The following is a 21,707-nucleotide window of genomic DNA, read 5'->3' as shown; positions in this document are numbered from 1 at the left end:
ATGGTGACGCACCACACGAGCACGCCGCACCACACGAGCACGCCCCACCACGTCGACACGTCGCCGACCCACCACGAGACGCCGAGCCCGCACCCCGCCGAGCCCCGCCCGGCGCACGAGCCGCACGCCCCGGCCGGCGGCCACAGCGGCGGGTACGGGGTCCACACGGACTCGCTCGGCACCATGGAGGGTCACCTCGGCCGGACGAAGGACAAGGTCCACGCGGTCGGCCAGACCGTGGCGGGGGCGAACTTCGGCGCGAAGTCGATGGGCGTGATCGGGTCGGGCATGACCGGCACGCTCAACGGCACGGTGTCGGCGGCCAAGGAGCACGTCGCCCGCGCGGGCAAGGCGGTCGAGGACGCGGGAGCGCGCACGAAGGCGGTCCGCGAGCACTACCAGACCACGGAAGCGAACAGCGCGGCCACGATCGCGGCGGCGGGCAAGCCGGTCGACGCACCGCCGGCAAAGACAGCCGATGGCGGCGGCAACCCGCCCCCGCCCGGCTCGAACCCCCCACCCCGCCCGCCGGACGACGGCGGCGGAATGCACAACAACCAGGGCCACCACGCGTCGGACGACGAGCTGCGAGGCCAGTACACGCGCGAGTCGATGCAGACGCGCCCGACATCGACGGACAACCAGATCCGCGACGCGGCGAGCCGCCTGGGCTACGACCCGGACCAGCACCTGGCGATGACCCTCCAGCCGACGGCCGATCTGACCCCGGCCCAGCGCGCGGAGATCGTGGCGGTCCGCAACGAGCTGAAGGCCAACCCCGGCGAGATCATGACGAAGGTGGTCAAGCCGGAAATGGGCGAAGCGACGCTGCAGAACAAGACCAGCTACGTGGAGCTGAGCAGCGGCGACACCAAGAAATTCGACCCGGGGCAGGTCGGCGGATCCGTGGCGCGCGGCAGCGACACCGCCCAGTACGGAACCCCGGGCGAATTCCGCGACAAGCTCGCGTTGGACGACAAGGGCGCCGGGTGGACACCGATCGAAGACGGTGCGCCGCACGCCTATCAGCTCAGGTACCCCGGCGACTCGAAGTCGATGGAGATCAGCTTCGGCGGCACGGACGCCCGGACCGCGCACGAGATGCAGGTGCTGTCCGGCCAGCCGGCGCCGCGCCCGTGGGACCCGCCGTTCCTCGGAACGGGTTACACCGGCGGCGGGGTGCCGGAGTGGATCCAGACACGAGCGGACTACCGTGGCCGGGCCGAGATGTACCTCGTCCACGCGGACGGGACGGAGTCCTTGGCCGGGGTGTACCTCCCGGACCGGGGTTGGTTCGACGTACGTGGCCGAGGAGGCTCCAGTGCCGCAACACCGTAGGATTTCCCCCGTCGAGTACGCGGTGTTCCAGGGCGAGGTCTACTCCGCGGCCGGCCGGGTACCGGCGGACGTGCAGCTCTACCGGGACGGAACGCCCTGGCGGCTGGTGCCGACCGCCGATCTCGACGAGTGGTACACCGTCCGCACCTACGGCACCTTTCTCGAGCACGAGTTCGAGATCTACAGCGAGGGCGGCGGCACGTACTTCATCGGGGTGATCGGGCGGGGCGACGGGCACTGGCTCGCCGAGACCTGGGCCAAGCCGGAGGAGCACCCCGAGGTGCAGTTCCAGCGGACGGACCAGTTCACCTTCGAGGCCACGGTGCCGAAGGACATGGTCACCAACCTGCGTGAAGAGCGCACCGATCAGCTCGAGACCGAAGGAAACCGATGACCGCTGACGCTCCCGCCGGTCTCCTCGGCAGCACGGTCGTCCAGCTGCCGGTCAAGCCCGGCCTGGCCGGCCTCTACCTGGGCAACGTCCTCGTCCCCGGCCGCTTCGAACCGCACCGGATCCAAGGGTTCGCCGGCCGCGCCGAGGACGTCGCCGAACTCGACACCGCCGCCATGGTCCGGAACTACGGCCTCGCCAAGATCCCCGGCTGGGGCCCGCTCGAGGAGCTGTACCTGCTTCGCTTCACCGCCGGCCACACGTTCCCGTTCCGCACCTCCTACGGCTCCTCGGACCGGGAGATCTCCGCCGAGCTGGGCGTCGCGCGCGTCTACCCGCCCCCGTACCTCGGGACCGGGTACTTCCCCGGCGTCGACCACCCGCTGCCCGAATACGTGCTGCGGCTGATCGAACTCCCCGTCGGCGCCGAACTCCTCGTGCGCCGCGCCGACGACACCGAAGAACGGCTCGGGCAGTACCACAGCCGGAAGGTCGGCTGGATCCCCGAGCAGAAGGACGCCTTCGGCGAGGCCGCGTTCTTCCCGCCGCCCGTGCCGCTGCCGCCGCTCGTGCGGCGCGGCTACACCGCCCGGTACCGCGGCGGTGACTTCGACGCCGAGTTCGCCGGCCCCGCCCGGGTCGTCCTGCACCCGCTGCCCGGCGCCGCCGCGCCGGCCGACTTCGGGGAGACCTATGGCTTCCGGATGAAGGCCGTCGACCAGGTCGAGCTGGACGAGCTCACCTTCGTGCGGACGCTGTGCCGGTGGCGCGGCGGCACCTTCGAACTCCTGGGCCGGACGCGGGACACCGCCGACCTGCACCTGGTCGACGAGGACTACCTCACCGCGCGCGACCTCGGACTGTCCGAAGTGGACTACCGCGTGTGGCGCCGCAGCGTGCCCGTCGCCGAGCTCACCGACGTCCGGACGGAGTCCGTGCCGGTGCCGCTGGAAGGGCAGTTTCAGTAGCGGTAGAACTTCTCCGCCCGGCCCTGCCGCACCAGCTTCAGCCACTGCAGGAACGCCTTCGGATCACGCTTCACGCCGACGAAGTACAGTCCGAACCGGACGATCTCCAGCGCACCGATCTTGCGCATTCCCGGCTGGGACAACAGGTATCCGCGGTTGCGGTACGTGTAGTACCGCTTGACCTCGTTCTCCGGGTCCTGCGCGTGGAACTTGCCGCCCAGCATGGGCTTGAACTCGTCCGAGCCGTCCGGGTGCAGGTACTTCGTCTTCAGCGACGTGCCGAACGGCAGCCCCGAGCGGACCAGCCGGCGGTGCAGCTCGACCTCGTCGCCGCGGAAGAACAGGCGCAGGTCCGGCACCCCGACGACGTCCAAAGTGGACGCGCGGAACAGGGCGCCGTTCATCAGGGACGCGATGCCGGGCAGGAAGTCCACGCCCAGCTCGGCCTGCGACCGCTTCCACGTCAGGCCGCGGCGGAGCGGGAACGCCAGCTGCTCCGGCGCGTCGATGTTGGACACCACCGGCGAAATCTCCGCCAGGTTCCGCTTCTCCGCCTCGGCCAGCAGGATCGCCAGCACGTTCTCGTCGGCCGGGCGGCCGTCGTCGTCGGCCAGCCAGACCCAGTCCGCGCCCATCGACAGCGCGTGCAGCATGCCCAGCGCGAATCCGCCGGCGCCGCCGAGGTTCCGGTGCGACGGCAGGTACGTGAAGGGCAGCGGGTAGTTCTGGACGACTTCGCGCGCCGAGTCGTCCGGCCCGTTGTCCACCACGACGAGGTGGTCGACCGGCCGGGTCTGGGCCGCGATGATCTTCAGCGAGTCCGCGAGCAGCTCGCGCCGGTGCCGCGTGACGACGACGCCGACGACCGCGCCGGCGGGCAGCTGCTGGGTCTCGCTGGCCATCATTCCCCGCCGTTCGTCGTCGCCACCGGTTCGATGCCCAGGCGCTGCAGCGTTTCCTTGCTCATGTCCTGGAACGGGTCGCGGCCCTTGTACCCGGTGAGGACGTCCCGCAGCGAGCCCTGCTGCTTGATGTGCCCTTCGTCCATCCAGAGCGCCGAGTCGCAGAGCTCGAAGAGGAACTCGTCGGCGTGGCTGGCGAACACCAGGATGCCCGAGCGCTTGACCAGGTCCTTGAGGCGGTCGCGCGCCTTGTTGAGGAACGCCGCGTCGACCGCGCCGATGCCCTCGTCGAGGATCAGGATCTCGGGGTCGATCGAGGTGACGACACCCAGCGCGAGCCGCACGCGCATGCCGGTCGAGTACGTCCGCAGCGGCATCTGCAGGTAGTCGCCGAGCTCGGTGAACTCCGCGATGTCGTCGACCCGCTTCTCCATCTCCTTGGCGCTCATGCCGAGGAAGAGGCCGCGGATGATGATGTTCTCCTCGCCCGAGATCTCCGGGTCCATGCCGATGCCGAGGTCGAAGACCGGCGCGATCTTCCCGTGGATCCGCGAGGAACCGCGGGTCGGCTCGTAGATCCCGGCGAGCAGCCGCAGCAGCGTGGACTTGCCCGCGCCGTTGTGCCCGACCAGGCCGACCCGGTCACCTTCGCGGAGGTTCAAGGTCACGTCGTGCAGGGCCTCGATGATCGGCACCTTGGTGTCGGTACCGATCTTGCCGCCGACCTTGCCGAGGACCTTCTTCTTCATCGACCGGGTCTTGGCGTCGAAGATCGGGAAGTCGACGTAGGCGTTCTGGACGTCAATGCTGACCATGTTTGTCACACCCAGTAGGAGACGCGGGCACGGTAGTTGCGCATCGCGACGAGCGCGAGCGCCCAGCCGACGATGGTGATGGAGCCGACCACGATCCAGTTGCCCGGCGTGAACTGCTGGCCGATCAGCGGCGCCCGGACCACCTGCATGAAGTGGTAGAGCGGGTTCGCCTGGATGATCGGCAACACCCACGAGATACCCGAGCGCGTCCCGCCGGACAGCAGCTGGTCGACCGGCCAGACGATCGGCGTGCCGTAGAACAGCAGCTGGATCAGCGAGTTGATGACCTGCGGGATGTCGCGGAAGCGGGTCGAGATGATGCCCAGCAGCAGCGTCACCCAGCCCGCGTTCAGCGCGAGCAGGAAGAAGCCGGGGATGGCGAGCAGGATGTTCCAGCTCAGACCCGGGTGGCAGTACAGGTTCGGGTGGCAGATGCCGTCCGGCGAGCCCAGCGAGTACTTGTTGTCCAGCGCCGAGAAGAAGATCACGAGGATCACGACGTAGACGATCATGTTGTGCGCCAGCAGCAGCGACTGCCGCCACACCGTGCGCAGCATGTAGACGCTCAGCGGCGCCGGGAGCTGCTTGATCAGCCCCTCGTTGGCGATGAACGTCTCCATGCCCTCGGCGAGGCAGCCGCTGATGAAGCCCCAGAGGATGAAACCGGTGCTCAGGTAGGGCAGGAACACCTGGATCGGCGAGTTGAACAGCTGCGAGTACAGCAGCCCGAGCCCGAGGGCGATGACCGCCTGGCTGATGGTGATCCAGAACGGCCCGATCACCGACCGGCGGTACCGCTGCTTGATGTCCTGCCAGCCGAGGTGACCCCACAGCTCGCGGGCGGAGAAACCGGCCTTGATGTCGGCGAAGGCGCGCGCGAACGTCTTGCTGTCCGACGGCGGGGGCACCGACGTCGCTACGGGTGAGTTCGCGGCCTGAACCGTGCTGGTGGCATGCACGTGGACGAGGGTACCGATGGGATGAGCGGCGTTCGGCCCACCCCGCCCGTGTGGTAGAGGTTAGGGACCGCTACGCGGCGGGGTGTGTCCTGCGTGCTGGTACTTTCTCGGCTTATGACTGCTGCTCTCGGCGCGGCGAGCTTGATGGTCAACCTGCTCGCGGCCTACGCCGACCGGCCGGACCCCCGTTCGGTGGCCGTCGTCGGAAACCAGCCGCTCCCACCCGACCCCCAGCGCGCGAAGGCGATCGACGCGTGCGACCTCGTGATCCGCGTCAACGGCTTCGTCGTCGACAAGCCGGGCGAGGAGGTCGTCGGCTCCCGGACGCACGTCGTGGTGTTCAACCGGGCGATCCGTGCCACCCCGTACGTCTTCCAGGACTACCGGAAACGGCTCTACCTGCTGGTCGAGCCCGGCCGGATGCACTGGGAGCCGGAGGACGTGCCGGGCTGGTGGCCCGCCGACCTCGGTGCGGTCCCGGTGTCGAACCGCGAGGTGGTGCTGCCGTTGTCGGACGCGCTGGGCCTGCCGACCCGCGACGAGCCGACGTGGTCGACCACCGGCACGCTGGCCGCCTGGATCGCGCGGACGTCGTTCCCGACCGCCCAGCTCGTGCTCACCGGGTTCTCGTTCATCGACAACCCGGACCAGACCTCGTGGGAGCACGCCGCCGGTGACTCCTGCATCGTCGGCCCGGAACACCAGATCGCCGCCGAAGGGCGGCTGCTGGAGTCCTGGACCAAGACCGGTGACACCACTCTCCTGCGCTAGACGCGCGTCCCCACCGACTTAAGGACCACCCATGGCAGTGCAGAAACTCGGCAGAGGCCTCGTCGACCGGATCGCCCGGCTCATCGACTTCCGGGTCGACGACCGCACCCGCGGCCTGGCCGAGCGCGTCAACAACCTCGAGCACGCCACCGCCGACCACCGGCGCCGGCTGGACAACGCCGAGCACAACCTCGAGCAGGCTCGCGGCGACCTGCGCTGGACCCGCGCCGAGCTCGACCGCCTGATCCCGCACGTGGCCGCGCAGGAAGGCCGGCTGGAGACGCTGCGCGAGTCGATGGCGCTGGTGCCCAGCACCGACAGCGCCCAGAACGCCGAGGCCCGCACGCTGATCGAGGAGATCCAGCGCCAGCACGCCCAGATCCGCGTCCGGCTCGCCGGCATCTCCCGCTACGAGGACCGGCTCCGCCGCGTCGAGGAGCGGGCCGAGCAGCCCGTCGCCCAGTAGCTTGCGCGCCCGGGAGGCCACCGACGCCGACGCCGAGCTGCTGCTGGGCTGGCGCAACGACCCGCGGACCCGCCGGTCGTCGCGGTCGACGGCGGTGGTCTCCCTGGACGAGCACCTCGCCTGGCTGCGCGGAGTGCTCGCCGACCCCGACCGGCTGCTGCTCGTCGTGGAGCACGAGGACGCGCCGGTGGGCACCGTCCGCTTCGACCGCCGGGACGGCGACGGCTGGGAGGTCAGCATCACCCTCGCGCCGGAGCACCGCGGCCGTGGCCGCTCCGGCGCGGTGCTCGCCGAGGGGGAGCGGGCGGCGCGGGAGCGCCTCGGAATCCGGGTCGTGATCGCCGCCGTCCACCAGGACAACGCCGCGTCGGCGAAGCTGTTCGACCACGCCGGCTACACCGAAGCCGCGCCTGCCGTCAGCGGCTTCCGGCAGCTGCGCAAGACTCTGAGCTGACCCGCAGTCCACCCCGGGGAGGCACCATGCACGACATCCGGTTCGGCGCGCACCTGATCGGTCCGGGCCACGCGCCGTTCGTGATCGCCGAGATGTCCGGCAACCACAACGGCGACCTCGACCGGGCGCTGCAGATCATCGACGCGATCGCGGAGACCGGCGCGCAGGCGGTCAAGCTGCAGACCTACCGCCCGGACACGATCACCATCGACGTCGACACCCCGGCGTTCCGCATCGGGGACTCGCACTCCCTTTGGGGCGGGGAAAACCTGTACAAACTGTACGAAAAGGCCCACACGCCCTGGGACTGGCACGAGCCGCTCTTCGAACGCGCCCGGGCTCGCGGTCTGGAGATCTTCTCCAGCCCCTTCGACCCGACCGCGGTCGAGCTGCTGGAGTCCCTGGACGCGCCGGCGTACAAGATCGCGTCGTCCGAGATCGTCGACCTGCCGCTGGTCGAGCTGTGCGCTCGCACGGGGAAGCCGCTGGTCATCTCCACCGGCATGGCGAACGTCGCGGAGATCGACGCCGCGGTGCGCACCGCGCGGGCCGCGGGCAACGACCAGCTGATCGTGCTCGGATGCACGGCGAGCTACCCGGCGTCGCCGTCCGAGAGCAACCTGCGCGGCCTGCCGCTGCTGGCCGGCCTCACGCAGACGCTGGTGGGCCTGTCCGACCACACGCCGGGCATCGGGGCGCCGGTCGCGGCCGTCGCGCTGGGCGCGGTGGCCATCGAGAAGCACGTCACGCTGGCCAGGGCCGACGGCGGCGTCGACTCCGAGTTCTCGCTGGAGCCCGCCGAACTGGCCGCGCTGGTCACCGAGACGCACCGGGCCTGGGAAGCGCTGGGTGAGCCGGTGCTGGGCCCGCGGGAGAGCGAGAAGGAGGGCCTGCGGCTGCGCCGGTCCCTCTACGTCGTCGAGGACGTGCGTGCGGGCGACGAGGTGACGCCGGCGAACGTCCGGTCGATCCGGCCCGCCGGCGGCCTGGCCCCGGCCGAGATCACCAAGGTCGTGGGGCGCACCTTCCGCGTCGACGCCGCGAAGGGCACGCCCCTGACCTGGGACCTGATCTAGAAGAACGCGTGCACGGCGTCGACGACGCGGTCGACGTCGGCGTCCGTCAGCGACGGGAACAGCGGCAGCGAGAGCTCCTGCTCGTAGTACGCCTCGGCGTTCGGGCAGAGCCCGCGCCGGTAGCCGAGGTCCTCGAACACCGGGTGCCAGTACGCCGGGATGTAGTTCACCTGGACGCCGATGCCGACCCCGCGCAGGTGCTCGAACAGCGCCTTGCGGCGGCCCTCCAGCACGCGCAGCGGGTAGAGGTGCCACACCGGGTCGGCGCCCGGGCGGCTCGGCGGCGTCGCCACGCCGTCGAGGTCGGCCAGGGCCGCGTTGTAGCGGGCGTGGATCTCGGCGCGGCGCTTCTTGAACTCCGCGAGCCGGGTGAGCTGGCTGCTGCCGAGCGCGCACAGGACGTCCGGCAGGCGGTAGTTCAGGCCGAACTCGTGCACCTCCTGGTGCCAGCCGCCCTCGTCCGGGTAGCGCTGCTCGGCGCGGTCGCGGACCAGGCCGTGGTTGCGGAACTTCCGCGCCCGGTCCAGGAGGTTCTCGTCGGGCGTGACGACGGCGCCGCCTTCGGCCGTCGTGAGGTTCTTCGTCGGGAAGAAGGAGAACGTCGTCAGGTCGGCGATCGAGCCCACCGGTCGGCCCTGCCAGGAGCCGCCGACGGAGTGCGCCGCGTCCTCGAGGAGCAGCGCGCCCGCGTTGTGCGCGACCTCGCCCAGCGCGTCCAGCTCGGCCGGGTGGCCGGCGTAGTCGACGGCGGCGACGACCTTCGTGCGGTCGGTCACCGCGGCCGCGGCTGCCTCGACCGAAAGGTTCCCGGTGTCCGGTTCGACGTCGGCGAAGACCACCTTCGCGCCGTGCAGCGCGGCGGTCGCGGCGGTGGCGACGAACGTCATCGGCGACGCGACGACCTCGTCACCGGCCTTGATGCCGGCCGCCGCGTAGGCGACGTGCAGGGCGGCCGTACCCGAGGTGACGGCCACCGCGGGCGCCCCGCCGGTGTGCGCCGCGAGGTCGTTCTCGAACTGCTGGACCGCGGGGCCGGTCGTCAGCCAGTCACCGCGCAGCACGCCGACGACGGCCTGGATGTCCTCTTCGCTGATGGACTGGCGTCCGTAGGGGAGGAAGCCCGCCGACGCACTCTTTCCCGCGGAGGCGGCATCGGACTCAGGCATGCTGCTCGACCAGTTCGCGCAGCTCCTCGCCGTTCAGCCAGAGGTCGTTGGTGTCCGAGCGGTAGGCGAAGCCCTCCGGCATCGGCGTGCCGTCGGCCGGCGGCTGGAAGCCCCAGCCGGCGAGGTGGGGCTGGACGACGTAGCGGTCCTTGAGCTGGACCGTCCGGCGCGCGTCGTCGGGGGCGATCATCTCCTCGTGCAGCTTCTCGCCCGGGCGGATGCCGACCTCGTGCATCTCGCTGCCCGGCGCGATCGCCTGGGCCAGGTCGACCAGCCGCATGCTCGGGATGCGCGGCACGTACAGCTCGCCACCGTGCATCTGGTCGAAGGAGTCGACGACGAACCGCACGGCCTGGGGGAGCGTGATCCAGAACCGGGTCATGTCCTTGTGCGTGATCGGCAGCGACTCGCCCTGCTCGGCCAGCTTGCGGAAGAACGGGATGACGCTGCCGCGCGAGCCCATCACGTTGCCGTAGCGGACGACGGAGAAGCGCGTCACGTGCGCGGCCGCGTAGTGGTTGCCGCTGATGAACATCCGGTCGGCGCACAGCTTGGTGGCGCCGTAGAGGTTGATCGGGCTGGACGCCTTGTCGGTCGACAGCGCGACGACCTTCTTGACGCCCGTGTCGATCGAAGCCTCGATCACGTTCTGGGAGCCCATGACGTTGGTCTGGACGAATTCGAACGGGTTGTACTCACCGGTGTCGACCTGCTTGAGCGCGGCGGCGTGCACGACGTAGTCGACGCCGTGCATGGCGCGCTCGAGCCGGCGGCGGTCGCGGATGTCACCGATGAACCAGCGCAGGCGCGGGTCGTCGCCGAACAGCTGGCGCGTTTCGTACTGCTTCAGCTCGTCGCGGGAGAGCACGACCAGCCGGCTCGGGTTCAGCTCGGCCAGCGCGTGCGCGATGAACGCCTTGCCGAAGGAACCGGTCCCGCCGGTGAGCAGGATGCTGGAGCCATCCAGCTCGGACATCGTTGACCTCCGCGTTCGGGTGACGGTGTGCGTCGGCCATCATGTCACCCATGCGTGCAGCGCCCGTGGTCAACGCCGTCATCCAGGCCCGGTCGTCGTCGACCCGGCTCCCCGGCAAGGTGCTGCGCCCGCTCGGCGGCCGCAGTGTGCTGGGCTGGGTCGTCCGGGCCGCGGCGGCCGCACCCGGCGTCGACCAGGTGGTGGTCGCGACGTCTTCGGACGCTTCGGACGACGATGTCGCGGCGGAGGCGGCCCGCTGCGGCGCCGCGGTGGTCCGGGGTCCCCTCGACGACGTGCTCGGCCGGTTCGCGGTGGCGCTGCGCGAGTATCCCGCCGACGCCGTGATCAGGCTCACCGCCGACTGCCCGCTGCTGGACCCGGCGCTGATCGGCCAGCTCGCGTCGCTCTGGCGGGCCCAGCCGTCGCTGGACTACGTGAGCACGACGCTGGTCCGGACGCTGCCCCGCGGCTTCGACGCCGAGCTGGTGCGGGCTGCCGTGCTGCTGGAGCAGGTCTCGACGGCCACCGGGGCGGACCGCGAGCACGTCACCTCGGGCATCTATTCGGACCCTTCGCGCTATTCGTGCACCGGAATCGTGGTGAGCCCCGCGGCCGACGACCTGCGGGTGACGTTGGACACGACGGAGGACTGGGAACTGCTTTCCGCGGTGGTGAGCGAACTCGGCGACGGCGTCGGCGACTGGCGGGCGGTGGTCGCGCTGCTGCGGTCGCGCCCGGATCTGGTGGCGCTCAACGCGCACGTCGAGCAGAAGAAGGTCGGTTCGTGAGGCTGCTCCTGCGCGCGGACGCGTCGGCGTCGATCGGCGCCGGGCACATCGCGCGGATGGTCGCCTACGCCGAGCGGGCGGTCGCGCGGGGCTGGCGGGTGGCGTTTTCCGGCCGCGTCGAGAACGCGGAGTGGCTCGCTTCGCGGTTCGACGAGCTGGGCGTCTCGCGGGTCGGGTCTTTTGACGCGACGGGGTTCGACGCGGTGGTCGTCGACCACTACGGCCTCGGTGACCTGCGGAAAGAGGTCAACGCGGCGGGTGCGCTGCTCGTCTCGATCGAGGACGACGTGTTCGGGCGCCGGCCCGCGGACATCGTCGTGGACTCGGGCTTCGCGCCTTCGCCCCGGCCCGACGACGGCTCGGACGTCTTGCTGCGGGGGATCGCTTACGCGCCGCTTCGGGACGTCGTGCGGGGTACGCGCCGGGTGCTTTCCGGGCCGCCGCTGCACGTCACGCTGGCCCTCGGTGGCAGCGACGAGCGGGCGCCGACAGCAGGGTTGCTGCTTCGCGCGCTTCGCGACACGGAGTTGCCCTTCACGGCGGATGTGCTGGTGCGCGGTGAACCTGCGTTGCCGGACCTGCGGCCGGACCAGTCGATCCGCGTCGCGGCGCCGAGTCCTGCGCTGCTGGAGCTGTTCGCGACGACGGACGTCGCGGTGAGCGCGTCCGGAGTGACCTTCGTGGAGCTGTGCTGCCTCGGCGTCCCGACGGCGGCGGTGCTGCTGGTGGACAACCAGGAAGCGGGCTACCGGGCCGCTTTGGAGCTCGGCTTGGCGGCGGGACTCGGCCCGGCGGAGTCCCTGGCGGAGCGGCTGCCCGAGGTGACGGCGGTCCTGCGTTCGCTGTTGTCCGACCCGGCACTCCGGCGGCGGTTGTCGGAGACGGCGTCGGCCACAGTGGACGGCCGTGGGGTGGACCGGGTGCTGGATCAGGTGGAATCGAGGACCGGATCTGTCCTCGGTGCTTCCTATCGTTGAGGCATGACCTCAGAGATCACGCCGTTCCGCATCGACGTCCCGCAGGCCGCTCTCGACGATCTCCGCGCGCGGCTGGCGAACACGCGCTGGCCCGACCAGCCCGCCGACGCCGGCTGGCGGCTCGGGGCGCCCGTCGACTACGTGCGTGAGCTGGCCGAGTACTGGCGGACGAGCTTCGACTGGCGGGCGCAGGAGGAGCGGATCAACGCGTTTCCGCAGTTCGCGACGGTGATCGACGGGACGAACGTGCACTTCCTGCACGTGGTCTCCCCGGAGCCGGCCGCGCCGCCGGTGCTGCTGACGCACGGCTGGCCGGGCTCGATCGTCGAGTTCCTGGACGTCATCGGGCCGCTGACGGATCCACGCGCGTACGGCGGCGACCCGGCGGACGCGCTGACGGTGGTGGTGCCGTCGATCCCGGGTTACGGCTTCTCGGGCCCGACACCGACGCCGGACTGGGGTCCGGAGCGGATCGCGCGGGCGTTCGCGGAGCTGATGACCCGCCTGGGCTACGAGCGGTTCGGCGCCCACGGCGGTGACTGGGGCGCGACCATCTCGCGGGAGCTGGCGGTCCAGTTCCCCGCGCGGGTGCTGGGGATCCACGTGACGATGCTGCCGTCGGCGGTGGCGCGGACGCCGTCGGACCTCGCCGAGCTGGCGGGTGACGAACTCGCCGCCGGACGCCGGTCGCTGGAGAAGGGGCAGGCGTTTTCGGCGTCGGGAACGGGCTACGCGATCCTCCAGGCGACGAAGCCGCAAACGCTTGCGTACGGCCTGCACGACTCGCCGGCGGGGCAGCTGGCCTGGATCGCGGAGAAGTTCCGGTCGTTCTCGAACACCTCGGCCGACCTGATCGACCGCGACGACCTGCTGGCGGACGTGTCGATCTACTGGTTCACCGAAACGGCCAACTCCTCGGCGCGCCTGTACGCGGCCTTGACGGGCGGCTGGGGAGCGCCGCCGGCACCGAACACGGTCCCGACGGGGGTGGCGGTCTTCCCGGACGACATCGGCCTGCCGATCCGGACCCTGGCAGAGCGAACGGACAAGATCGTCCACTGGACGGAGTTCCCGCGCGGCGGCCACTTCCCGGCCCTGGAGGAACCGGACGCGCTGATCGGCGACATCCGGGAGTTCTTCCGCACCCTGCGGCCCTGAGGCGCACTGGCCGGACGGCGCGCCCTTCTCGGCGGAGTCCCGGCAAGGACGGGTCCGGGCCGACTCGAGGCCTGGCGGCACTCAGGGACTGATGTGCTGCTCGGGGGCGTGGTCGCGTGACCGAGGCGCCTTGAATGACCCATTCACCTCGTCCGAGGACAGGAATGAGTCATTCAAGACGTCCGGGCGCCCATTGCCACAGCGGCCCGACCTCGCCGGGACCCCCGCCCTTCCCTGGGGGGCGGCCCCTCGTCCAGTCTATCGGCCACCTCGGACGAAACCGCCGCGAAGCGAGTTGTCCACAGGGGTTGTCCACATCCCCTTCGGTCTGTGGACAACCCCGGGACAACCGTCAGAGGTACTGGCCCGTCCCCGAAATCCCCGGCCCGTGCGGCTCGTGCCCGCCGGCGGCCGAAGGGCCGGCCGGCAACCCGCGCCGCATCTGCTCCAGCTGGACCCGCGCCGCCATCTGCTGGGCGAACAGCGCCGTCTGGATCCCGCTGAACAACCCCTCCAGCCACCCGACCAGCTGCGCCTGGGCGATCCGCAGCTCGGCGTCCGAAGGCGTCGAGTCGTCCGTGAACGGGCGGACCAGCCGCTCCAGCTCCTCCTGCAGCTCCGGCGCCAGCGCGTTGGCCAGCTCCTTCACCGAGGTCTGGTGGATCTCGCGGACCCGCGTGCGGGAAGCGTCGTCCAGCGGAGCCGCGCGGACCTCCTCCAGCAGCTGCTTGATCATCGTGCCGATCCGCATCACCTTGGCCGGCTCTTCGATGAGCTCACCCACCGCCTCGGCGTGCTCCGCACCGTCAACAGGTGAGCCATCCTGGCCGACTACCACTATGTGGGGTGAAGATTCGTGGTCGGTGTCACCCGCTGTACCCGATTCCCGGGAGTTCGGCTCGGTCATGTGCTCCATCCTGGCTCGCGTTAGCCACGCTCCGCGACACCCGCGGGGTGTCCGTCTCCGAGCGTAGCGGCTATCGGGGTTCCCGGTGGCTCTCCACCCAACCCCGGACGCGCGGCGAAACCGCACGTCCGTACGGTGTCCCCATGGCGTTCGACGTCGCTCGTATCCGTGGGCTCTTTCCCGCGCTGGGTGACGGCTGGATTCACTTCGACGGCGCCGCCGGAATGCTGGTCCCGGAACAGGTCGCTTCGGCCGTTTCCACGGCTATGCGCGCCCCGGTGTCCGGGCCGGGTGGAGCGTTTCCGGCCTCACAGCGCGCGGAGAGCATCGTGACCGCGGCCCGCCGGGCCGTGGCCGACCTGGTCGGGGCCGACCCGGCCGCCGTCGTGCTCGGGCCGAGCTCGCCGGTGATGCTGCGCCGCCTCTGCGACGCGCTCGCCGAGCGCTGGACGATCGGCGACGAGGTCGTCGTGTCGAGGCTCGACGAACAGGCCAACCTCGCGCCGTGGCAGCGCGCCGCGAAGCGCGTCGGTGCCGTCGTGCGGTGGGGCGAGATCGACATCGAAACCTGCGAGCTGCCCGCGTGGCAGTACGAGCAGCTCGTGTCGGCGCGCACGAAGGCCGTCGCGGTCACGCTCGCGTCCGGTTCCGTCGGCACCCGGCCGGACGTCCCGACGATCATCGAGTTCGCCAAGCGGGTCGGCGCGCTCGTCGTCGTCGACGCCACCTACGCCGCGCCGTTCCTGCCGCTGGACATCAACGCGCTCGGCGCCGACGTCATGGTCGTCTCCGCCCAAGCCTGGGGCGGGCCTTCGGTGGGGGCGCTCGTCTTCCGCGATCCGGAGCTGATCGAGCGGATCCCGTCGGTCTCGCTCGACCCGATGGCGCGCGGCGCCGCCCGTCTCGAGCTCGGCCCGCACGCCTACCCGCTGCTGGCCGGGCTGATCGCGTCGATCGACTACCTCGCGGGCCTCGACGACGCCGCGACCGGATCGCGCCGCGAGCGCCTGGTCACCTCGCTCGGCTCGGCGAAGTCGTACCACGCGGGACTGCTCGCGCAGCTGTCGACGGAACTGCTGTCGCTGCGGCACATCATGGTCATCGGCAACGCGATGCGCCGCATCCCTGCGCTCGCCTTCGCGGTCGCCGGCAAGAAGGCGCCCGAGGTCGCCGAGTACCTGGCGTCGCAGGGGTTGTGTGCCTTCGCCGACGACGGAGCGGCCGGCGTCTTCGCGTCACTCGGCGTCGGAGAAGTGGGCGGCGCCGTGCGGATCGGGCTCGCCCACTACTCCAACGTCTTCGAGATCAACCAGCTCGTGCGGGTCCTCGAAGAACTGCGCTGATGTAGCTAGTGTCGCGCGTTGCAAGGTGTTTGACGTTCGGGGCGGCGGGAACCTGCGTCATGAGAGCCCGGCCCGGGCAGGCCTCGGCCGCGATGCAGTGAATGACCCATTCACCTCGTCCGGCGATATGAATGAGTCATTCATGTCGCCGGACCAGCCGGCGCGACGCTCGGCAGATCCCGGTCCGATGCGCCCGACGCCACCTTGGCGCGCAGGGCCGGGCCGCTGTCAACGAACCTCAGACGCGCGACACTAGGACTTCGCCGCCAGCAGGATCTTCCCGAACACCGAACCCTCTTCGAGCGCGCGGTGCGCGGACGCGGCTTCGGCCATCGGCACGACCTGGCCGATGATCGGCTTGACCGAACCTTCCTCGACCAGGGGCCACAGCCGTTCGCGGACGTCGGCGACGATCGCCGCCTTCTGGTCCAGGGGCCGGAAGCGCAGGCCCGCCGCGAACACCGAAGCCCGCTTGCCGAGCAGCGCGCCGACGTTCAGCTCGCCCTTCACCCCGCCCTGCATGCCGATGATCACCAACCGGCCGTCGGGCGCCAGCGCGTCGACGTTGCGGCCGAGGTAGGACGCGCCCATGTTGTCGAGGATGACGTTCGCGCCGCCGGTCTCCTTCTTGAGGACCTCGACGAAGTCCTCTTCCTTGTAGTTGATCGCAATGTCGGCGCCGAGCTGGCGGCAGCGTTCGAGCCGCTCGGCCGAACCGGCGGTCACGGCGACGGTCGCGCCGAGCGCCTTGCCGACCTGGATCGCGTGCGTGCCGATGCCGCCCGCGCCGCCGTGGACCAGCAGCACGTCGCCCTCGGCGAGCTTCGCGTGCATCACGACGTTCGCCCACACCGTGCACGCCACCTCGGGCAGGCCGGCCGCGGTGATCAGGTCGATTTCGCCGGGCACCGGCAGCAGCTGCCCGGCCGGGACGACGGCCTTCTCCGCGTAGCCGCCGCCGGCGAGCAGCGCGCAGACCTCGTCGCCGACGTTCCAGCCTTCGACGCCTTCGCCGAGTTCGGCGATCGTGCCGGAGCACTCGAGGCCGATCGTTTCGCTGGCGCCCGGGGGCGGCGGGTAGTGGCCTTGGCGCTGCAGGAGGTCCGCCCGGTTCACCGCGCTCGCCGCGACGTCCAGCAGCACTTCACCGGGGCCGGGGCGCGGATCCGCGACCTCCGCCCACTCGAGAACGTCCGGGTCACCTGGTTCACGGATGGTGATCGCGTACATGTGTCGACTGTATACCGGCTGACGAAGTTCCCGCCTAATGACGCATTGACGAACTACTCATTCGGAACAAAGGTGAGCAACCATGTCACTTTTCCGAAAGAGATTCCTCCCGCCGATGGCCCTGGCCGCCGGCGCGACGCTGGTGCTCGGCCTGACCCCGGCCGCCGCCGCGAACACGGTCCCCGACGGTCCTGCCCTGGCGAAGCAGCTCGTCAAGAAGGTCGACGTCAACGGCGTCAACCGGCACCTGATCGCCCTGCAGCGCATCGCCGACACCAACGGCGGCACGCGGGCGGCTAGCACCGACGGCCACAAGAAGTCCGCCGAGTACATCGCGACCAAGCTCGAGGCGGCCGGCTTCCAGGTGACCCGCCAGGAGTTCCCGTTCACCTTCTCGCAGACCCTGGCGGAGAAGCTGACCGCGGGCGGCCAGAACGTCCCGGTCATCGCGATGGAGTACACCGTCTCGACGCCGGTCGGCGGCATCACCGCGCCGCTCGCCGTGGTCGCGGTCGACGACACCAGCGGCTGCGAGGCCACCGACTACACCGCCGACGTCGCCGGCAAGATCGCGCTGATCAAGCGCGGCGGCTGCTCGTTCGCGCAGAAGCAGCAGACCGCCGCGGCGGCGGGCGCGATCGGCGCCGTCGTCTACAACAACACCGACGGCGACCTGAACGGCACGCTGGGGGACCCGGCCAACGCGAAGATCCCGACCGGGGGCGTGACGGCGGCCGCGGGCGCGCAGCTGGCCACCCTCGCCGGGCAGCCGGTGACCCTGGAGCTGCGCACCTTCCAGGAGGCGCGGACCAGCTACAACGTCATCGCCGAGACCAAGACCGGGCGCAAGGACAACGTCGTGATGCTGGGGTCGCACCTCGACAGCGTCCCGGCCGGCCCGGGCATCAACGACAACGGCACCGGCTCGGCGACCCTGCTCGAGACGGCGCTGCAGCTGGGGAGCAGCCCGAAGGCCAACAACGCCGTCCGCTTCGGCTTCTGGAGCGCGGAGGAGTTCGGCCTGATCGGCTCCACCTACTACGTCGACTCGCTGAGCTTCGAGCAGCAGCTCGACATCGCGCTGTACCTGAACTTCGACATGATCGGCTCGCCGAACGCCGGGTACTTCGCCTACGACGGTGACAACTCCGACGGCGTCGGCGCGGGCCCCGGCCCGTACGGCTCGGCGCAGATCGAGAAGACCTTCGTCGACTACCTGCAGGCCGCGCGCGGCGTGTCCCTCGAGGGCACCGACTTCACCGGCCGCTCGGACTACGGCGAGTTCATCGCCGTCGGCATCCCGGCCGGCGGCCTGGACACCGGCGCCGAGGTGCTGAAGACCCCGGCGCAGGCGGCGAAGTGGGGCGGCACGGCCGGCATCGCGTTCGACCCGTGCTACCACCAGGCCTGCGACAACCTGGGCAACATCGACCGGGTCGCGCTGGACCGCAACGCGGACGGCGTCGCCTGGGCCCTCGGCGTCTACGCGACGAGCACCGAGAGCGTCAACGGCGTGCAGCCGGGCAAGAGCAAGACGGTCAAGCAGAAGGCCGCCGACCGCGGTGCGCAGCGGAACTTCTCCGCCCGCGCCGTCGCCGGTGACCCGCACGCGCTGACCGCCTGAGGACGGAAGAAGGGGCCGTCCCGGGTTCGGGACGGCCCCTTCTTCGTGCCGCTGTGCTTCCGGGCTAGCCCAGGTTGCTGGTGCCGAAGGTGTCGCAGCGGGCCGGGTCGCCGGTCTGGAAGCCGGTGGTGAACCACTTCTTGCGCTGCGCCGATGTGCCGTGGGTGAACTTCGAGCGGTCGACCTGGCCGCCGCCGAGGTTCTGCTGGATGTAGTCGTCGCCGATGCGGGACGCGGTGTCCAGCGCGGACGCGATGTCATCCTGGGTGACGTCGGTGATCAGCGGCTTGCCGCTCTCGGTCGGCGTCGTCGAGGCGTGGTTGGCCCAGACGCCGGCGTAGCAGTCGGCCTGCAGTTCCAGGCGCACCGAGCCGGAGGTCGGGCCGGTGCCGCTGCCCTTCTTCGACGTGCCGAGCAGGTTCTGCACGTGGTGGCCGTACTCGTGGGCGAGCACGTACGCCTCGGTGAAGAGACCGCCCTGCGCGCCGAAGCGGGTCTTCAGCTCGTCGAAGAAGGAGAGGTCGATGTAGACCTCGGAGTCGGCCGGGCAGTAGAACGGCCCGGTGTCGGAGGTGGCGCTGCCGCAGCCGGTGCGCACACCGCCGTTGAAGAAGTTGGTCGGCGCCTTCCGGTAGGTCGAACCGGAGCGCGCGAACTGCTGCGTCCAGTAGTCCTGGACGGAGTTGACGACCGCGACGATGGCGCAGTCGTGGTTCTTGTTGGCGTCCGCGCCGGTCTTGCACTGGCTGGAGAGCTTCGAGTTGTCGACCTGCTGACCGGAGCCGACGCTGCCGAGCCCGCCGGACAGGCCGCTGCCGCCGGTGCTCACCCCGCCGAGCTGGGAGAGCACGAAGTAGATGATCAGGCCGACGACGCCGAGCCCGCCACCGCCGAGCGCAACGCGACCGCCGATCCCGCCGCCGCCTCCACCGCTTCCGCGCAGGTCCTGGACCTCGGAGGCGTCCAGGCCGGCGTCGTCGTCGAATCTCACCCGCGAATGGTAACGAGCCTGGGTGCGGCCGTCGCGCTGGCGGCCACACCCAGGCTCTGTACCGAGGTTGTGTCTTTGGTCGAGCGGTTGGCCGCGATCGGGCCGGCGTGCAGGCGCTGTCGCCACGACTGCGGAGGTCGTGGCTCGATACAGGCCCGATCGACGCCGTATGCGTGATCGCATGGAAAGCCCGCGCATGTGCTGTTCACAATCGCGCCCGGCCCGTTCTTGTGCCGTTCCGGTCGCGGGGACACAGCTGGCGGTCAACCGCGAGAATCACCCGCCACGCAACCACCTGACCTCTCCCGGCGGGGAGCCGGGCCGGCACGTCACCGTTGCCGAGCCGCATACCCTGGCCGACCGTCCGCCACAAGCAGAATGCGCCTTTTCCGGCCGAGTCTCAACCTTTTCGTAACCCCACCTTCGGGCGATGTTGCGACGGCATTTTTACCGGCGCGCAGTTCGGACTCGGACCGCGCGGTCCCTTGATCAGCGTTCTAGGCTGCCTTATGACCGAGGAGCGGCCTGTGCGTTGGTTGAACGAAGCCGAGATGGCGGCGTGGCGCTCCTACATCGTGGCGACCTTGAAGCTGCGGCAGGTGCTGCACCGCGAGCTGGCGGTGCAGCACGACGTGTCCTTGACCGACTACGAAGTGCTCGTGTGCCTGGAGATGCAGGCCGAGCACCGGATGCGGATGTCGGAGCTGGCCGTGCTGATGGGCTCGACGAAGAGCAGGCTGTCGCACCAGGTCGGCCGGCTCGAGGACGCGGGGGTGGTCCGGCGTGTCCGCGACCCCGAGGACAAGCGCGGCGTCATCACGGAGCTGACCCCCGAGGGCCTGGCCCTGCTCACGAAGGCGGCGCCGACTCACCTGGAGGGGGTGCGCGAGCACCTCATCGACCTGCTGAGCCCCCAGGAACAGGCGACGTTCGCCGCGGCGTTCGACCGGGTGCTGGACCACCTGTCCGAGGTGGAGGGCTGAACCCGGGCGCGGGCTACTCCGCGCCCGGGGCCTGGAGCGGTAGCGGTGGGATTCGAACCCACGGAGAGGTTGCCCCCTCGCATGTTTTCAAGACATGTTCCTTCGGCCGCTCGGACACGCTACCTCGCTCCACGAGGGTAGCCGACGGAGTTCGGGGCACCCTGCGCCCGGCCCGGCACCTACTTCCAGGTGACCGTCAACGCCGCACCCTGCGCCCGGCCGGCCTCCGCGGCCGGGGTGCGGGTCGCCGGGTCCAGCGGGTTCTCGCCGATCGACGCCACCGATGCCTCGTCCGGAGTGATCAGGGCGACCTCCGCGCCCGCCGCGCGCAGGTCGTCCAGCACCTCCAGCAGCGGTTTCTCCATCGGCAGCGGGGCATCCGCCCCCAGCGGCGAAACCACCGTGACGCGCGAGTGGCCCGTCGCGTAGTCGGCGTTCTCGGCCGAACGGACGCCGCCGTCGACGTACCGGCGGCCGCCGATCGTCACCGCCGGCCAGATGCCCGGGACCGCGCAGCTCGCCGCCACCGCGTCGACCAGGGACACCCCGGACGCGCGGTCGAAACGGCGCGGCTCGCCGGTCTCCGCGTCGACCGCCACGATCACCAGGCGCTGCTCCGGCCACTCGTGCACCGGCAGCCGCGCCTCGATCACCGCGCGGCGGTCGGCTTCGGGCACCGTTTCGGCCGCCAGCGCGAGCCGGCCCACCGCGCGCCGGACCTCGGCCGGTGACGTCCAGCCGGTGACCGCGCCGCCGAACTCGGCGGCGAACTTCTCGAAGTCGATCTCGGCCGGGATCTCCGGAGCCTGGCGCGCCGGGTCGGCCTGGCGCGCGAACAGCTCGTGAAGCGGCGTACCGCTCGTCACCTGCGCCGCCACGACCGACCCCGCCGACGTCCCGACCAGCAGGTCCGCGCCCGTCAGGTCCTGGCCGTGCTCGGCCAGCCCGGTCAGCAACCCCGTCGTCCACGCGACTCCGGCGACCCCGCCGCCACCCAGTACCAAAGCCTGTCCGCCCATGCGGGAAAGCCTAGCGACGGGGTACGACAGTTTCAGGCCTGCTTCAGGGCCTTGGCCGCGATCCGCGCCTGCACCTCGGGACGGCGCAGCGGCGGGATGGTCGCCGGCGGCTGGCGGCGTTCGGGCAGCTGCTCCAGCAGCCGCGCGGTGATCTCCGTGATCTCGGCGACCGCCGCTTCGAACGGCTCGCGCGTGGCGTCCGACAGCGACTGCACGCCGGTCACCTTGCGGACGTACTGGCGGGCCGCGGCCTCGATCTCCTCGCCCGTCGCGGCCGGCTGGAGCCCCCGGAGGGTGGTGATGTTTCGGCACATGCCGCCCAGGGTACGACTCTTCGGACGCCTCGATCACACGGTCGGGTAGGCCCGGCCCCACCTCGTTGACGGCGGATCCCGCGGTTGGGCA

23 protein-coding genes and 1 tRNA gene are annotated in these 21,707 nt (G+C 70.8%); 13 read left to right on the top strand and 11 right to left on the bottom strand.

Going from position 1 to position 21,707, the window contains the following annotated elements; genetic code table 11:
* Genes QRX60_RS10215 through QRX60_RS10205 form a run of 3 tightly spaced genes read left to right on the top strand, consistent with a single transcriptional unit; the run spans position 1 to position 2,697 of the window.
* Positions 1 to 1,338: a hypothetical protein gene (locus QRX60_RS10215; RefSeq protein ID WP_286000523.1), complete on the top strand. Its 1,338-nt coding sequence runs from the start codon at positions 1 to 3 to the stop codon at positions 1,336 to 1,338.
* Positions 1,322 to 1,732, top strand: coding sequence for a hypothetical protein (locus QRX60_RS10210; protein WP_286000522.1), 411 nt, complete (start codon positions 1,322 to 1,324; stop codon positions 1,730 to 1,732). The genes QRX60_RS10215 and QRX60_RS10210 overlap by 17 nt, the downstream gene beginning before the upstream one ends.
* Positions 1,729 to 2,697, top strand: a complete 969-nt coding sequence (locus QRX60_RS10205; protein ID WP_286000521.1) for a hypothetical protein — start codon at positions 1,729 to 1,731, stop codon at positions 2,695 to 2,697. Before QRX60_RS10210 ends, QRX60_RS10205 begins: the two co-directional genes overlap by 4 nt.
* On the opposite strand, the gene glfT1 is transcribed toward QRX60_RS10205, so the two are convergent.
* Genes glfT1 through wzm form a run of 3 tightly spaced genes read right to left on the bottom strand, consistent with a single transcriptional unit; the run spans position 2,691 to position 5,373 of the window.
* Positions 2,691 to 3,599 carry a galactofuranosyltransferase GlfT1 gene (glfT1, locus tag QRX60_RS10200; RefSeq protein ID WP_286003550.1) on the bottom strand — a complete coding sequence of 303 codons (909 nt, stop codon included), beginning with the start codon at positions 3,597 to 3,599 and terminating at the stop codon, positions 2,691 to 2,693. The genes QRX60_RS10205 and glfT1 overlap by 7 nt on opposite strands.
* Entirely contained in the window at positions 3,599 to 4,414 is an 816-nt protein-coding gene (gene wzt / locus QRX60_RS10195) for a galactan export ABC transporter ATP-binding subunit Wzt/RfbE (RefSeq protein WP_286000520.1), read from the bottom strand. Before wzt ends, glfT1 begins: the two co-directional genes overlap by 1 nt.
* 5 nt (positions 4,415 to 4,419) lie before the next feature.
* The gene (gene wzm / locus QRX60_RS10190) at positions 4,420 to 5,373 is read right to left on the bottom strand and encodes a galactan export ABC transporter permease subunit Wzm/RfbD (protein WP_286000519.1); all 954 of its coding nucleotides are present in this window, start codon (positions 5,371 to 5,373) and stop codon (positions 4,420 to 4,422) included.
* 144 nt (positions 5,374 to 5,517) lie between these two features.
* On the opposite strand from wzm, the gene QRX60_RS10185 reads away from it, so the two are divergent.
* Genes QRX60_RS10185 through pseI form a run of 4 tightly spaced genes read left to right on the top strand, consistent with a single transcriptional unit; the run spans position 5,518 to position 8,140 of the window.
* A complete protein-coding gene (locus QRX60_RS10185; RefSeq protein ID WP_286003549.1) occupies positions 5,518 to 6,144 on the top strand; it encodes a glycosyltransferase family 29 protein in 627 nt (208 codons plus the stop codon).
* A 31-nt stretch (positions 6,145 to 6,175) separates the two neighbouring features.
* Positions 6,176 to 6,610: a hypothetical protein gene (locus QRX60_RS10180; RefSeq protein ID WP_286000518.1), complete on the top strand. Its 435-nt coding sequence runs from the start codon at positions 6,176 to 6,178 to the stop codon at positions 6,608 to 6,610.
* Between the two features lies 1 nt (position 6,611).
* The gene (locus tag QRX60_RS10175) at positions 6,612 to 7,064 is read left to right on the top strand and encodes a GNAT family N-acetyltransferase (protein WP_286000517.1); all 453 of its coding nucleotides are present in this window, start codon (positions 6,612 to 6,614) and stop codon (positions 7,062 to 7,064) included.
* A 26-nt stretch (positions 7,065 to 7,090) separates the two neighbouring features.
* Positions 7,091 to 8,140 carry a pseudaminic acid synthase gene (gene pseI / locus QRX60_RS10170; protein WP_286000516.1) on the top strand — a complete coding sequence of 350 codons (1,050 nt, stop codon included), beginning with the start codon at positions 7,091 to 7,093 and terminating at the stop codon, positions 8,138 to 8,140.
* On the opposite strand, the gene pseC is transcribed toward pseI, so the two are convergent.
* Both pseC and pseB read right to left on the bottom strand, forming a co-directional pair.
* A complete protein-coding gene (pseC, locus tag QRX60_RS10165) occupies positions 8,137 to 9,306 on the bottom strand; it encodes a UDP-4-amino-4,6-dideoxy-N-acetyl-beta-L-altrosamine transaminase (protein WP_286000515.1) in 1,170 nt (389 codons plus the stop codon). The two genes, pseI and pseC, sit on opposite strands and share 4 nt — an antisense overlap.
* A complete protein-coding gene (gene pseB, locus QRX60_RS10160) occupies positions 9,299 to 10,282 on the bottom strand; it encodes a UDP-N-acetylglucosamine 4,6-dehydratase (inverting) (RefSeq protein WP_286000514.1) in 984 nt (327 codons plus the stop codon). The genes pseC and pseB overlap by 8 nt, the downstream gene beginning before the upstream one ends.
* Positions 10,283 to 10,323: 41 nt before the next feature.
* On the opposite strand from pseB, the gene QRX60_RS10155 reads away from it, so the two are divergent.
* Genes QRX60_RS10155 through QRX60_RS10145 form a run of 3 tightly spaced genes read left to right on the top strand, consistent with a single transcriptional unit; the run spans position 10,324 to position 13,205 of the window.
* A complete protein-coding gene (locus QRX60_RS10155; protein ID WP_286000513.1) occupies positions 10,324 to 11,070 on the top strand; it encodes a glycosyltransferase family protein in 747 nt (248 codons plus the stop codon).
* Complete coding sequence (locus tag QRX60_RS10150) at positions 11,067 to 12,047, top strand: PseG/SpsG family protein (RefSeq protein WP_286000512.1); 981 nt, start codon at positions 11,067 to 11,069, stop codon at positions 12,045 to 12,047. The genes QRX60_RS10155 and QRX60_RS10150 overlap by 4 nt, the downstream gene beginning before the upstream one ends.
* Before the next feature lie 3 nt (positions 12,048 to 12,050).
* Positions 12,051 to 13,205, top strand: a complete 1,155-nt coding sequence (locus QRX60_RS10145) for an epoxide hydrolase family protein (protein ID WP_286000511.1) — start codon at positions 12,051 to 12,053, stop codon at positions 13,203 to 13,205.
* Between the two features lie 352 nt (positions 13,206 to 13,557).
* Here the strand turns inward: QRX60_RS10145 and QRX60_RS10140 are convergent, their stop codons facing one another.
* Complete coding sequence (locus tag QRX60_RS10140) at positions 13,558 to 14,121, bottom strand: bacterial proteasome activator family protein (protein ID WP_286000510.1); 564 nt, start codon at positions 14,119 to 14,121, stop codon at positions 13,558 to 13,560.
* Positions 14,122 to 14,255: 134 nt separating this feature from the next.
* Here QRX60_RS10140 and QRX60_RS10135 point away from each other — a divergent pair, with 134 nt between their 5' ends.
* Positions 14,256 to 15,455, top strand: a complete 1,200-nt coding sequence (locus QRX60_RS10135; protein ID WP_286000509.1) for a cysteine desulfurase-like protein — start codon at positions 14,256 to 14,258, stop codon at positions 15,453 to 15,455.
* Between the two features lie 252 nt (positions 15,456 to 15,707).
* Here the strand turns inward: QRX60_RS10135 and QRX60_RS10130 are convergent, their stop codons facing one another.
* Positions 15,708 to 16,685 carry an NAD(P)H-quinone oxidoreductase gene (locus QRX60_RS10130; RefSeq protein WP_286000508.1) on the bottom strand — a complete coding sequence of 326 codons (978 nt, stop codon included), beginning with the start codon at positions 16,683 to 16,685 and terminating at the stop codon, positions 15,708 to 15,710.
* A gap of 82 nt (positions 16,686 to 16,767) precedes the next feature.
* Here QRX60_RS10130 and QRX60_RS10125 point away from each other — a divergent pair, with 82 nt between their 5' ends.
* Positions 16,768 to 18,309: a M28 family metallopeptidase gene (locus tag QRX60_RS10125; protein ID WP_286000507.1), complete on the top strand. Its 1,542-nt coding sequence runs from the start codon at positions 16,768 to 16,770 to the stop codon at positions 18,307 to 18,309.
* A gap of 64 nt (positions 18,310 to 18,373) precedes the next feature.
* Here the strand turns inward: QRX60_RS10125 and ypfJ are convergent, their stop codons facing one another.
* The gene (ypfJ, locus tag QRX60_RS10120; RefSeq protein ID WP_286000506.1) at positions 18,374 to 19,300 is read right to left on the bottom strand and encodes a KPN_02809 family neutral zinc metallopeptidase; all 927 of its coding nucleotides are present in this window, start codon (positions 19,298 to 19,300) and stop codon (positions 18,374 to 18,376) included.
* 509 nt (positions 19,301 to 19,809) lie between these two features.
* Here ypfJ and QRX60_RS10115 point away from each other — a divergent pair.
* Complete coding sequence (locus tag QRX60_RS10115; RefSeq protein ID WP_286000505.1) at positions 19,810 to 20,283, top strand: MarR family winged helix-turn-helix transcriptional regulator; 474 nt, start codon at positions 19,810 to 19,812, stop codon at positions 20,281 to 20,283.
* A gap of 37 nt (positions 20,284 to 20,320) precedes the next feature.
* On the opposite strand, the gene QRX60_RS10110 is transcribed toward QRX60_RS10115, so the two are convergent.
* The 3 genes from QRX60_RS10110 to QRX60_RS10100 all read right to left on the bottom strand — a co-directional run bounded on the left by QRX60_RS10110 (position 20,321) and on the right by QRX60_RS10100 (position 21,616).
* Positions 20,321 to 20,407: transfer RNA gene (locus QRX60_RS10110), tRNA-Ser, on the bottom strand.
* A 55-nt stretch (positions 20,408 to 20,462) separates the two neighbouring features.
* Positions 20,463 to 21,302: a patatin-like phospholipase family protein gene (locus QRX60_RS10105; RefSeq protein WP_286000504.1), complete on the bottom strand. Its 840-nt coding sequence runs from the start codon at positions 21,300 to 21,302 to the stop codon at positions 20,463 to 20,465.
* A 32-nt stretch (positions 21,303 to 21,334) separates the two neighbouring features.
* Positions 21,335 to 21,616 (bottom strand): DUF2277 domain-containing protein, encoded by a 282-nt coding sequence (locus QRX60_RS10100; RefSeq protein WP_286000503.1) that lies wholly within the window; start codon positions 21,614 to 21,616, stop codon positions 21,335 to 21,337.
* Positions 21,617 to 21,707: the final 91 nt, after the last annotated feature.

It is taken from the genome of Amycolatopsis mongoliensis, assembly GCF_030285665.1.
Lineage (GTDB): Bacteria > Actinomycetota > Actinomycetes > Mycobacteriales > Pseudonocardiaceae > Amycolatopsis > Amycolatopsis mongoliensis.
The sequence above is the reverse complement of the archived record's forward strand: the minus strand, read 5'-3'. Positions and strand labels throughout refer to the sequence as shown.